General features: G+C 63.2%; 10 protein-coding genes and 1 pseudogene. 1 reads left to right on the forward strand and 10 read right to left on the reverse strand.

What is annotated here, in order from left to right; all coding sequences use genetic code 11:
- Positions 1–177 precede the first annotated feature (177 nt).
- From VNH11_28990 to VNH11_29035, 10 genes and pseudogenes are all read right to left on the reverse strand, one after another.
- Positions 178–432, reverse strand: a pseudogene (locus tag VNH11_28990) (iron-containing alcohol dehydrogenase).
- A 218-nt stretch (positions 433–650) separates the two neighbouring features.
- The gene (locus VNH11_28995; GenBank protein HVA50421.1) at positions 651–1436 is read right to left on the reverse strand and encodes a class I SAM-dependent methyltransferase; all 786 of its coding nucleotides are present in this window, start codon (positions 1434–1436) and stop codon (positions 651–653) included.
- A 115-nt stretch (positions 1437–1551) separates the two neighbouring features.
- The gene (locus VNH11_29000; protein HVA50422.1) at positions 1552–2763 is read right to left on the reverse strand and encodes a glycosyltransferase family 2 protein; all 1212 of its coding nucleotides are present in this window, start codon (positions 2761–2763) and stop codon (positions 1552–1554) included.
- 76 nt (positions 2764–2839) lie between these two features.
- Entirely contained in the window at positions 2840–3916 is a 1077-nt protein-coding gene (locus tag VNH11_29005; protein ID HVA50423.1) for a DUF1559 domain-containing protein, read from the reverse strand.
- A gap of 2 nt (positions 3917–3918) precedes the next feature.
- On the reverse strand, positions 3919–5811 hold the full coding sequence (locus VNH11_29010; protein HVA50424.1) for a hypothetical protein: 1893 nt from the start codon (positions 5809–5811) through the stop codon (positions 3919–3921).
- Positions 5804–6397, reverse strand: a complete 594-nt coding sequence (locus VNH11_29015) for a cysteine peptidase family C39 domain-containing protein (protein ID HVA50425.1) — start codon at positions 6395–6397, stop codon at positions 5804–5806. Before VNH11_29015 ends, VNH11_29010 begins: the two co-directional genes overlap by 8 nt.
- A gap of 62 nt (positions 6398–6459) precedes the next feature.
- Complete coding sequence (locus tag VNH11_29020; protein HVA50426.1) at positions 6460–7392, reverse strand: hypothetical protein; 933 nt, start codon at positions 7390–7392, stop codon at positions 6460–6462.
- Positions 7393–7622: 230 nt separating this feature from the next.
- A complete protein-coding gene (locus VNH11_29025; protein ID HVA50427.1) occupies positions 7623–7748 on the reverse strand; it encodes a hypothetical protein in 126 nt (41 codons plus the stop codon).
- Positions 7749–8215: 467 nt separating this feature from the next.
- Positions 8216–9382 carry a DUF1573 domain-containing protein gene (locus VNH11_29030; GenBank protein HVA50428.1) on the reverse strand — a complete coding sequence of 389 codons (1167 nt, stop codon included), beginning with the start codon at positions 9380–9382 and terminating at the stop codon, positions 8216–8218.
- A 61-nt stretch (positions 9383–9443) separates the two neighbouring features.
- A complete protein-coding gene (locus tag VNH11_29035; GenBank protein ID HVA50429.1) occupies positions 9444–11576 on the reverse strand; it encodes a hypothetical protein in 2133 nt (710 codons plus the stop codon).
- Between the two features lie 209 nt (positions 11577–11785).
- Between VNH11_29035 and VNH11_29040 the strand changes: the two genes are divergently transcribed.
- Positions 11786–12925 carry a glycosyltransferase family 4 protein gene (locus VNH11_29040; protein HVA50430.1) on the forward strand — a complete coding sequence of 380 codons (1140 nt, stop codon included), beginning with the start codon at positions 11786–11788 and terminating at the stop codon, positions 12923–12925.
- The last annotated feature ends 237 nt before the right edge of the window (positions 12926–13162 follow it).

Genomic DNA, 13162 nt, shown 5'->3' on the forward strand with positions numbered 1-13162 from the left:
GGCGGCCGAGTTGGCCAAGCGCCAGCACGAAGACGGTTCGTGGACCAACTCCAATGCCCGCTGGCTGGAAGGCGACGCCAATCTCGTCACCGGCTACGCCTTGCTCGCGCTTTCCTACTGCCGGCCGCACGAAAAAAAGTAAAGTAGAGTGACTCTGAACCTGGAAGCGTCGCCAGGTCAGAGGACCGACTCCAGCAGTCGGCTCAATTCGTCGTCGCTCAACTGCACGGGGTTGCCGTTCATGCTGTTGCCGCGCGATCCGGCCACAAGGTCGGCAAGCTGCTCGCGGCGAACGCCAAGCTCGCTCAAACACCTCGGCACGCCGATCGCCGCGGCCAGACGATCGATGGCCGACAGCAGCGCGTCGGCCGCGTCGGCTTCGGACCGCCAGGTTCCGCGCAACGCCCCGCGGGCCAGCTCGGCCAGGGCCGTTTCGCAAACCGGCCTTGATCTGCTCCGGGCCGCGCGTGGCGTGGCACACGCCCTCCCGGTACGTCAGCCCGCCCGAGTCGAGCGGACGCAGCAGATATTGCTCGTAGAAGTTACTGATGGGCAAAAGGCCGGCCGTCTTGCGTCGCTGATATGGCAGCGTTTCAGGGGCCAATACGAACGCCCGCCTTCGCCACCTCAACGACAGGTCACTCCTAATCCTAAATCAATCGCTTCCGCACTAGAATGAGGCAGCATGCGGTTGGTTCATCGTCGCTCGCACGTTCGTCAAGGATGCGAGCCGTTGCCGCCCACGCCGCCTTGAAGGCAAGCAGCCCTAAGGCACGCGGAAATCGACGCCGCAGGCCGAGTGATCGTTGAATGGCAATCGGAGACCGTTGGCGGCCAAATGACCGGTAGAGCATGCCGCCCGTCCAATTGCTCCACGTTTCCCATCGGCGAAGCTGCCTCAGCGAAAGATAGCCCGTGATGGCAGGCGCGCCGAATCCCGCGCGCGACAGCTCCTCACGCCAACGCTGGCGCGACCAATAGTTGACGTGCGCGAGGCGTCGATCGATGTCAGCCAGATATGCCGCGCGCGTGCGGCGGCTGAATTTGGCCGGCCCCGCTAGAAGTTCGTGGAACTCCACGGAAGGGACGGTGGCGGCGAGCAGTCCGCCTGGCGCCAGACAACGCGAGATTTCGCCAAGGGCCGATGGTAGCTCGCAAATGTGTTCCAAGACGCTGTTGGCTATGGCCAAATCAAACGCACCGTCTTCCTCGGGCACCGCGTTCGCAGGGGCCGTATGGACGCGGTCGTAAATCCCCGCTTGCTCGGCCAGCTTCGTCTCGTGGGGGTCAGCGTCCACGCCGACCAGCCGCCACCGCGCCCGCGCCGCCTCGCGCAAAATGCGCGTCACATGGCCGTCGCCACATCCAATGTCGAGAACGTTTCCGCTGCTCGGCAGCTTGGGGCCGAGCGCGGAGAGCTCAATGGCGCGCCACACGTTCGTGGCTGGCTGAAACGGCGCGGAACACATCAGTTCCCGAAACAGCGCTCGCGCGCGCATGGACGAATACGCAATCGCGGGCGCGCGGCGGCCTGCGCGCGCAGACCGGAAATCAATCGATGGAGGCATTTGCGCCCTCGAGCTGCGGCTGGTCGTCATCGCGCCGGTGCATGTCGAAGATGCTGATTAGGAACGAACCAAAGAGCGTCTCAACGGCCAGCACAAATAGGGTGCAAGCCAGAATCCAAAGCCCCGGGCTGCTGACCTCGAGGCTGCTGGCATAACGCGCGAGCACCGGTAGGCCGCAAAAGGCCGCCGCCGTCAAAAGTGCCACCCCCGTGACGAGCCCGCGCTCCACCGAGAGCGCCGCGGTGAGACGCCCAAGGCGGCGGTCTTCAAAAACCGGATCCATCGCCGCCGCGTGCATCTTGGCCAGCACGCCCAACAGGGCCACCTGAGATCCGCAGATCGAAAGAATGGAGGCGGTAAACATCAGATTTGGACCGAACATACCGTCGTGTTGACCGTAACCGGCGAAGAGCAGCAACGGAATGACGCAAACGCCAATCAGCGCGACCAGCAAGCCGGGCAACAGAAAAAGGTGCAGTGGGCTTAGCATGAGCATCAGCCTGAGATGCCTCCACCCGTCTCGAAAGCTCCGGAGGTGCGGTGGCCGGTCCCGGCCGTCGGGAGCCAAAATGATCGGGATCTCTTCGATGCGAAGGCCGGCTAGAGACGCCTTGATCAGCATTTCGCTGGCGAGCTCCATGCCCGACATGCGCAGGTTCATCGCGCGAAGCGCCGTCTTGCTCATCCCGCGCATCCCGGATTGCGAATCCCCCACGCCAACGCGATACATCGCGTTCACCAAGAATGACAGCAGCGGATTGCCGATTCGCCGATGGAGCCAGGGCATGGCGCCGGGCAAGACACCCCCGGCGAAGCGATTGCCGATCACCAGGTCCGCTCCGCTCCGCAGTCGTTCCACGAACCTCCCGACCTCGTTAAAGTCATAGCTTTCATCGCAGTCACCGAATACGACGTACTCGAACCGCGCTTCGCGAAAGCCGCGGCGCAGCGCCGCACCGTATCCGCGGCGGCGCTCGACCACCACGCGTGCGCCCGACGCCCGCGCCACCGCGACGCTGGCGTCGTTCGATCCGTTGTCAACGACCAGCACCTCGCCCGTAATTCGCAAACGGGCCATTTCGGCGACCGCTTTTAGGACGCACCGGCCAACGGTGCGCTCTTCGTTGAGGCACGGCATCAGAACGGTAAGCGGCACACCCTTGGACGCCATGACCTCCGCGGCATCGTTCTCCAACTGTGTTGCCTGAGCCACGGGCTCCGCGACAGTCTGCATGTTTCAGCCCTTTCGAAAATCCTCAGACGCCCCTGGCCTACAAATCGCCCACGGGCGGCTGCGCAAGCGGCCCAATAAGCCCAACACCCAGCGGACTGACTAGCGCCGCGTAAACGCGGCCCTCGACGTCCTCCGAAAGAAACTGCAGATGGCCGTCGGCGAACAGCACGTTGACACCGCCCGGATGAAACGAGTTTGGCCAAGGCGCTTGACCCTCTTTCTCGCGAAGGCCACTGTTGATCGCTTCGTAAGACCACGGCCCGCCGGAGTGGTCGTTGGCTTTGGCCAGATTGACGTTGCCGGCGGCGCATTTCGCGTTCTCGCAAATGTATCCGCTCAGCACGAAGGCGCTCGCACGCGGCCTGGGCGAGGCCCAAGTCGCGCCGCTGGCCGCGTCGTACCCCGCGCGCACATTCTCTGAAAGCATGATGGTCCGCGACAATCCGTCGCGTACAGAGTCGAGCGAGTGATGGCGGTGGCTGCCGAAGCTCATCGGCCAATTCTCCAGGAAGAACAGGCCCATGCGGTAATACAAGTCGCGGTCCGACGGGGCACCGTCGGCCGACTCGTTGGCGGGGCAGACAACGCCGTTGCCATTCAGATCAATCGGGTGGATTCCCGGCGTTGGCGAGGACGCCGATCGCCAAATCGCCGGACAATCGCTGGGAACTGTCCAACCGACCCCCAGGTTGACAACGTAGCTCAGGTTTCCTTCCCCCGGCACGAAGCTGTCGTCGTCGGGGCAGATTAAAACGTTGATTTGGGTCGCGCTGAGGGAGCGGTTACCGGGATCTTCATAAAGCTTATCGAAATTCCACAGCGCCTGGACGTCGCGGCGCTCGATTCGCGGCAAGGGCGCAACTACCCAGTTGTGGCGGTCCTGCACGGCGCCCGCGCTGAAATACCCCGCTCCGGGGAAATGGCCGCGCGCGGTTGCCTCGCCCACCATCGCCAGCCCCAGATTTCGCAAATGGTTCGCGCATTGCATCGCCCGCGCTCGCTCGCGCGACGCGATCACCGCCGGCAACAGAAGGGCCAGCAGCATCCCAATGATGCTAATCACGACGAGTAGCTCGACGATCGTGATTCCGTGGCGTTTTCTCGAGCGACACATCGCTAGTCTCCTACCGAGGGGCGTCTTGGTCTGCCGTCGCGCTTGTTAGCTTTTAACGCTTTGAAACGTAAAGCCAAGCCCTCCGCGGAGGGTGCTGCGGCTCCGGCAACAGACTCATCGAGCCCGCTGCCAACGTGGTAGATATAGATCGAGTAGCCCGCCATGGCGACCGGCTTCAAGCGCCGAAAAGTTGCGTAACGTGGATCGAAGGTCAGCCCTCCTAGCCCGTACCCGTACAGACTATTCACGCTCAGGGCATACCATCCTTGGGGTAGCCTGCAGCGTGCAACGTCGGGTACCGGATCGCAGTCGATTCCCGCGATGCGCGGATCAAACATGCCGAAATAGGCCAATCTTAACGGCCGCGCTTCGGGGTGGCTGTCCAGCCAACGCTTGAGCTCGAGCAAGTCCTGGCCCCAATCAATGTTGCTATCAAGCAGGTGTTCATGGCCGCGCTCCGGCCCGCCAACCAGCTCGTTGAAATATGAGAGTTGATACGGATAGACTCGCAGGCTGCTTGCCGTTGAGAGAGCCACCGCTATTGCGACAAGCCACCGGACGGCCCCCTGAGGATCGTACAGGGCGCGGCCAGCGCGGCCAATTAAAATGAAAACAAAAGGCAACGCGGGCAGAATGTATCGGAAATGTTGATTCATTCCCGTTTGGGAGCTCACGAGTACTAGAATCGAGGCCGGCGGAAGTAGCAAAACTAATTCATCGCGCAGGCCGGCCCTCCATGCCCCGCGGGCCAGCGCACCTGCAAGAGCAATCGTCGCCAGCAACCATGTTCCCAACGGCGTCTTAATCGCGAAGGCGTACAGGTAGTAGTACCACCAGCCGGCGCGGCGCATTTCGCCGCGAAGGTAGGAGAACCGGCCGCCTTCAAGATCGCATAGCTGAATGTCGACGCCCTGCACGTAGTCCTCGGGAAAAGGAACGCGCAGCGTGCCAAGCCAGCGACCGGTAAAACGGTTGCGCGCTTGAAAGGCTCCGCTATCGCCACCGCCAAGTCGCGAACTGTGGAAACCGTAGCTGCCCAGCGGACGAAAGCTGCCCACGAAGTCGTAGGCCAGGTTCATAATAAATAGCGCGAGCGCCAACATGGTCGCGAACTGAACCGCTGCGCGCCACCGCACGCCATGCTGATGGACATTCTGAGGCGCGCGCGACACAAGCCAAAGCGCCGGCAGTAAGGCAAACAAAATGAACCAAGTGCTCTTTGTGATTTCGGTGAGGCCGATGAGGGTGCCCGCCCCGATGGCGGAGCACCACGTCCGTCGCTTGCTCCATCGCCAAAATCCGTGACAAGCGGCGGCGCCAAGTGATGTGGCAGCAAGGTCAGGCGTGATGAGTTGGGCATGTGCCAGAACGTTTGGACTGAAACACCACAGCCACAAGGCAAGGGCGCCCGCGCGCGGGCCAAACAGGTCGGCCGACCAGCGGTAGCACACGAGTGCGCCTAGGGCGCTGAACGGAAGGCAGGCCCAGCGCGCCATCGTAAAGAGCCAGAACGACCGCTCTCCGTTGGCTTCGATGAAGTCCGTACCGACGGCGAATTCGGGCCGCGAAACCATGGCCGCGCCCGACTGACGCCAGTCGGTGCGCGGCGACGCGCAGAGCACGGGCAAGGCCGCAATCATTCTGACAAGCGGCGGATTCACCGCGTAAAGCGAATACGAGCGAAACTGCCAATGGCTGATCCCAGCGGGCAAGTGCGCAACCTCGTCAACCGTCGGACTCTGTCGCGTGGCGGACCAGGCAAGGAGCCCTAAGTGGACCGTGAGGACGGACGCGATGAACACCTTGATGCGAAACCCGGCATCGGTGGCGCGCGCCGCACCTGAGAGCGCCGAACGCGGGGCGGAAAGGGTCGCTGTCGCCGTTTGTTCAAACATCGGGCGCTCGCGGTCGCCGCGCCCGGCGGTTGAAGGCCAGCACCGCGAGCCACGCTCCCGCCATCGTCGCGCCGGCGGCGAGCAGCGCGGCGGAAAAAAGCCTTGCCACCGAGGGCCGCAGTTCGGCAAAGACAATCGCTTCTCCCGTCCAGTGTTCGCGCAACCACTCCGTCCGCTCTGCACCGGCGCGACGCGTGACCGGCTCAAAAACATGGGCGGTCGTCTCGCCAGCCATGCCGTCGTACACGACGCAGTGCCGGTCGTCTATAATCAGAATCGAGGGGACGGGCAATTCAGCCAACGCGTCGCGAGGTCCAGCGATTGCGCGCGGTCGCAAGCCGAACGACTGGCACAGCTCGACGAGTCGCGGCGCGCTCACCCCGTCATCGGCGAGCTGCGCGCGATCGGTGACGTCCTCGAGTCGCGCATCGCGTCCCAGCCGGCGAAGGCAATACCAGACCGAGAGCGGGGCGCAGGCCACGCGATTGACGCGCGAGCGCGCGACGTACTCGTCGATATCGGCCGACGAGATGCCACCTCCAAACGTGAAGGTGAAGCAGCACATTACAAGTTGCGGTGTCAGCAAGGCGAGATCCCTCGTTCCTTTGCGCCTGAATGAGCAATCAGCGTGACGTCGGCGCACCCCATTTATCTCGTCGAAAACGGAAATTGGTGCATTCGTTGCAAGACAACGATGATCGCCACAAGAGATAGTCCAACGGTGCATCCAATAAGTATTGGCCGCAGCCACGGTGATCTCACGGCGACGTCGGGCACGCGGATGATTTCCGGCAGGTCGCCGGTGAGCACGGGCAACTTCCCAACGATGAAGACCGTCGTGTTTCCCGGCGTACGCGAGTCGTTGATGTGCGTGCCAAGAGCGAGCGCCATCTGGAAGTCTTCCTCCGGGACCACGTCGTTGACGAGTTCCGCGTTCGTGATGTCATAACGCGTGTAGTAATCGCTGTCCGTGCCGGGCGCGCCCCGGAATTCGCATCGGCGGGGTAAGAAGAAGTCTGGGGCAGCCTCAAAAAAGTCGCTCGACTTGAACAGAAGTTGCGGCTTACCCGAAAGATCGAGATATTCGATCAGCGGAAGCGCATAGCCAAGGCTGGGAGCGACGTGAAGCCGCAACGTGCCGCCGTCTTTCAAAGCCTCACTGGGCCACCCGAATGCTGTATTGATGTGGCCCTTGTCGACCGACCACTCGACGATGTCGGTGGCGACGCCCTCGCGCAGCTCGCCAGGGAGCAACTTGGCCTCGGCGCGGTGCTCGTCGATAAATTTGGTGCAGCCCTTAATCCAGATGGTCCCGGCGTAATAAGGCGGAGACGGATGGTCTGCGTCGATCGGCTCTGGCGGAAAAATGTTAGCGACTCGATGCACGCCCCCCCCATCGAGAAACTTGGCCTCAAGGTAACTAAGATGCATGCCGCGATGGTCAATCGCCACACCAGGGTTTACAGGCGACCGGAGCGCCCAGCTCCGTCCCATCAGACTTAGCCTGTAGTCGGCGCTGTGGATGGGCTTGCCCTTTCCGGCAAAGCCGCACTCGAGACGGTACTCGATGCGTCCGCTCACCAGGGCGCCGGCCCGCGCGACAACGCCACCGACGACGACGTCCGCGTCCGCGGAGGGCACCGCCGCTTGAACGCCGTTGCCGCCGACGGCGGCGTGCAATCCTGAAGCTACTATGGCGATTCCAGCGAAAGAGAGCCGTAGTGATGGAAGCATCGATTACCTCAGCGTCTTGTCAGAAGCTTGCACGCGGCCCGGTGCGGCGTGCGTCAGGAGGCGAGCCTGTGGCCGCCCTATCCGCACGCGGGATTGGGCTGGCCGTTGACGCACACGTTGCCGCTGGCGCAGATGCACACAGGGACGGTCTGCCCGCTCTTGTCCGCGGAAAGATAGTTGGACGGGCAGTACGCTTGTCCCATGGGGCAATTCCCCTGGGCCGGCGGCCCCCCTATAATCGTGCATGAGTCGACGGGGAACGCGACGTACGATTGAGTGCAGATAGCTTTGTACAAAACGCCTTTGCACGTGGCGTTGGTGCAGCTTCCGGTGAATACCTGGGTCTTGCATTGGAACCCGGTAGTTGAGAAGCACCCGAGCGCGGCGTTGGTCTTACATGAGGTCATCAAACCTTTGAGGCAACATGATTGCAGCGCCCCGGGGCACTGCTGGCCCAGGTGCATGGCGGAAAGTCGCTCCGCCGCGATTGGCGCCCATCGCGATTGTGGCGCAAGGGCCAAGATCGCTCCGAGAAACAACAAACCAGCCCCCGCGGCGGCGAACGCTGCCTCTAATGATCTCAACCGGCGTTGGACTAACATTTGCAACACTCCTTCCTAAAGAGTTGTCATAGGAACAAAAAACAATATCATCATCCGGCAGGCGCCGGCTATTTAACAATCCTGAACGGCACCAGCAGGGGCTCTCCAGGCCCGCAAGTGACGGCCAGATCGCCGCGCCGTGGGGGCGGGGCATCCGCGCGTGATTGAACACGTAGCCGAGCTGTCAGGAAACCGGCGTCCGATCGCGCCGGCGCCCACTGCCATTCAACCTCAAACCCTTCCGCAGCGACGGAGCTGATCGGTTGCGACGCCAGCTTTGGCCCGCTGAGCAAAAGTTTCGTCTTGCCAATGCCATCGCTGCCGACGCGCACGGCCGCTAGTCGCGGATGCGATTCGAGACCGATCACGCGGCGGAAGAAAAGTGGCAGGACGCTCGACGTGCTTTGCGGGGCCTTGCCGCTCGAGGTTTGTAACTTCGCGGAGATTTTCGCGAGGGCCTGCTCGCCTTCTACATCGGCCAGCGCCACGCATTTTACGCGGCAGACCCCCCCCCCCCCGGAATCGCCGCTGCACGAGACGACCTCGAACGCCGTGGAAGTGCTGGCGGCGGCGATCGACATCCAGTCGATGGGCAGACTGCTCCGCAAGTGAACCGCTCTGACCGCACCTTGCAGCACGTCGTCAGCACCGAACGACAACGACTCCGGCTCTAGCTCGAACGCCATCGTCACGTCGCACTTAATGATGTACCTCGCCGTGTGCCGAGATCCGCGAGCCGCCGTCCAGAGAATGGAGCCGCCCTTTTGGATCGGGCCAATTTGCGCCGTCGTGTCGACGGAAACGTCGACTGTCGCGGTTTCGCCGGGAAGGAGATGCCGGCTGCTCAGAAGCAGTTTGGTACAACCGCAGTTTCTCCCGATGTCTTCGTCACGCTCGACGACGAGCTCGTCGGCGGACGGATTCGTGAAAGTGAATGAGTGAGAAACGGTCGCCCCGGCGACGACCGCCCCCGCGTCGTGTTCAAACACCACAGGCGACGGCTCTGGGTGATCGGTCGCGACCGCATTCTGCGGCCCCGACGTGACGGCGTCGACGGGTTCCGCGACGGTGGCCTTGCCGCAGCCAGCGATCACCACTGCCGCACTCAACAGCATTGCAGCCAAGCCGGCACGGAATTCGAGAGGCCTGTCTTCGCCCATTTTCGATGCTCGCAATAGCAGAGGGTCTTTGAACCAAACCAGCGCGAATTTAGTGTGGCCGCCAGCAACTGTCAAGGGGCAGGGAGCAGGTGCGTCGGCGCAGCCCCGCTCGCGCGTTCGTCGATTGGCGACTTTCCTAGGGGGCGGCAGGCCACTTTTGCGCGAAAATTGTGTTTGCCCTAACCTTGACCGCGCGGATATCAAAGCCCGGACCGCCAGCGAGGCGCGGGTAAATCTCGGGAAAAGCATCAACGCAACGAGGCGTCTCCCCGTACAAATCGAGGGCGACCCAGTCACGGCGCTTCGTGGCGACGAAATCCACCCTATGGTGGCCCAAGTAGCGCCAGAGCGCCTCGGGCGAGGTCAAGGTGCGCGGATTGCACACATGAAATTGCCGCCGAGAGCCGTAAAAGGGATAGACCCGATCTTCGAGAACACAGATCCGTGCGGCATCGCGCAGGCGGCGCTCAATCTGGGTGAACACATCGGTTGAAAAATCGCAGTCGAACCGCGCCGCGTACCCTCTGTGCCACCAATTGGAAAGGCAGTAGACCCCAGCCGCAGGCACGCAAACCATCAGCGCCGCCGTGCAAAACGCATAGACGCGGCCCCTCGGCGTCGCTCGCGTCACCAAGGCCCAAACGACCAGCGCGGCGAGTATGATATTGAGGGCGGTCAGCAAGAGATCCGAAGCGTCGTAATAGAGGGCGAGCCAGGGCCACGTCCGCGCCACGCGCGACCACACCTGCCAGATCGCGATGGCGGCCACCCCAACGGTTATGGCGGCGTGCCAGGTGCGCGATCCGCGCGGCACGAGGCCGTAGGCTACGTACAGCGCGGCCACCGCTGACGTGATCGAGAAGCAGAGGCTGTATCGCGCGGGGGTTTGCCCCGCGTAAAGCTGATTGAGTGTGCCCGGCTCGTTCTCCACGCTAAACGGCGTTACGAGAAACACCGCGGCGGCCCCCACGAGCGCGACCAACAACAGCGACGCGCGATCGCGCCGACGCGGTCGCATTTGCGCGCGCCCCGCCAAGAGAGCCTGAGCGAGCAGGCCTGTGTGCGTTAGCGGCGCGACGACGACAAAGAACGTCGGGCAAGGCCCCATCACGTTTAACAGCGTTTGCCACGCGGCGCGGAACAAATCTGGATTCCTGTTTCCAGCGAGCGTCGTCGACCAGAGACCGGCCGGATAGCCGACCTCAGGAAGCGGCTCGCGCAGGCCCATCGGGTAAAGCGGGCTTCCTGTCAGGACGAGGTTGCGAAAGTACCAGTAGCCGGCAAACGGTGCCGCGAAGATGACGGCCAGCAGCACGTCGCGCGTCGCGCGCCGCCAACCGTTTCGCCCCATGAGGGCCAAACCGACCGCGACAAGTAGAACGACGGCGTAGCCAGCCGCGAAATACTTCACGCCGCCTAGTAGCCCGACGGAGACGCCGTACAGCGCGAGATCGGCCCGCCGGCAAGATCGTAGATACCGCAGCGCGTAGCAAAGCGCGGCAAGCCAATAGACGCCGACGGCGAGATCGTTGGCCGCCCGCGCGACCTGATCGAAGGTCGGTTGCACGCACACGATTGCCAAGGCGCCCAGATGGCGCGCGGCGGGCGGAAGCCGCAATAGCCGACCCAACTCGATGGCGGCGGCGACCCAGAGCGCGAAAATTGGAAGGTTGTTCAGCCCGATCAGGAAATCGCCCGAGAACGGGCCGACGATCCAAAGCGCGAGAAGCTCGTTGTTCGCGGCAAGCCACCAGTGCGCCGTGTCGGTCGCGTCCAAGCCGCGCGTCTGCAGCCAATGGTCGACCAGCGGTATGTGGTACATCAGAGAATCGTAATCGAAGGGGAAGTAGCCCAGTCCGTGCAGCGCGACGTGAGCCGTGACGAACGAGAAGACAACCAGCCAAAGGCCGGAGCAGAGCAGACGGCGCCAGGGCGGCCGTCGGCGCGGGACGATTCGCGCTGGTTCCTCGATATCCGGCAGCCGTCGGCTTGCCGCCGCGCGGCGCACGATGGCGAGCACCGTGGCCTGAACCGCGGGCACGGCGAGCAGCATGCCCCAAGGGTAGAGGAGTCCGAGCGCGCCGGCGATCGTCAAAAGCAGAATTATGGTCGCCAACGTCAGCAAGATGGTGTGCATCGCCAGCGCCGCCGGCTTGTCGCGCGGGAAAAGCGCATTCGCCATGCGAAAACCGCCCATCGCCGTGGCCGCGGTCGAGGCGATCCACATGGGGGCGACAAGAGAATCGATCCAGGGATCCGAGCGAACCATTTGAAAATCGCAAAAACCGCTTGCAATACGTAGGTCAGGCTTTTGAGCCTGACGGGCCAGGTTGGAGGCCTGACCACACGCAGGCGTCGCTGTAATCTTGCCGGCATCGCGCGAAAATGGCAAGCGGCAACGCACAACCGCCTTTTTATCGAGGCGAGGGTTCGATAGAATCGGTCAAGTTTCGGCAACCCGCCAAGTGGAAGTGCATTATGCGAATCGCCCTGGTTTACGACGCCGTTTATCCGTTCGTGGCCGGAGGAGTCGAACGGCGCAACTACGCGCTGGCGCGCGAGCTTCGTGGCCGTCACCGCGTGGCCCTTTATGGATTTCACTATTGGGGGGACGACGGTGCGCGGTGCCTGGCTGGCTGCCACTACATGCCGCTGGGGCGGCCCGTGCCGCTGTATCGCGCCGATGGGCGTCGGCGGATCATTGAGGCGATTGTCTTTGCCGCGCGGCTATTGCGGGCTCTTTTGCGCAGCGACGATGAGGTCTGGGACCTGGCCAACTTCCCGTTCTTTTCCGTGCCGGCCGCGTGGCTAGTCAGCCGCCTTCGCCGCCGTGCGCTGGTGGTTACCTGGTATGAGTTCTGGGGAGAATATTGGGACCGCTATCTCGGATGGTGGGGATGGGCCGGTCGGCGCGTCGAACTTCTGGCCCTGCGATGCTCCCCGCAGGTACTCACCGTCAGCCAAATGACCCGGCGACGATTGATGGCCGCGGGGTACCCGAGTGAGCGGATTACGGTACTGCCCTGCGGCGTCGATTTCGAGGCTGTGGTTGCTGCTCGTGAACTTGGCGAACAGTTCGACCTAATTTGCGTCGGCCGCTTGTTGCCCCACAAGCGCGTTGAGTTGGCGATCGAGGCTCTGGCGCACGTGCGCCGAGCGCGGCCGGGGGCGACGTTGGCCGTGGTTGGCGACGGGCCGGAGCGGCGAAGATTAGAGCGCCGAGCGGCAGATCTCGGGCTTGGCGACGCCGTGCGATTTCACGGCAAGCTGCCCGAGGCCGAGCAAGTCTACGCGCTGATGAAGTCAAGCCGCGTGCTCGTCGCGCCCTCGGAGCGCGAGGGCTTTGGCATCGCGGTCGTCGAAGGATGGGCTTGTGGTCTTCCGGCCGTGGTCTGCGTCGGCGAGGAAAACGCGATGGCCGAGTTGATCGACCAGCCGTTCAAGGGCCGCGTTGTGGCGGCTACAGCCGAAAGCATCGCCGCGGGCTGTTCCGAATTGCTCCCAGAGGACCCCCGCGCTCGGCAACGGCAACTCCGCGAAGCCGCAAAAGCTTACGACTGGCCCCACATCGCACAACGCCTTGAGGCGCTCTATCGGGACGCCCTTGCATCATCGTGAAGCGAAGGAAGGCGGCGACTGCTGGGCTGCCGAGCACGACGTCGTCCCGCTTTTACCGCGCCCCGGCCCGGACGCTCACGGAGGGCAGAGCGGGCAGAGCTGGCGGCCGAGTTGGCCAAGCGCCAGCACGAAGACGGTTCGTGGACCAACTCCAATGCCCGCTGGCTGGAAGGCGACGCCAATCTCGTCACCGGCTACGCCTTGCTCGCGCTTTCCTACTGCCGGCCGCACGAAAAA

Source organism: Pirellulales bacterium, assembly GCA_035533075.1.
In the GTDB taxonomy this organism is placed as follows: Bacteria; Planctomycetota; Planctomycetia; order Pirellulales; family JAICIG01; genus DASSFG01.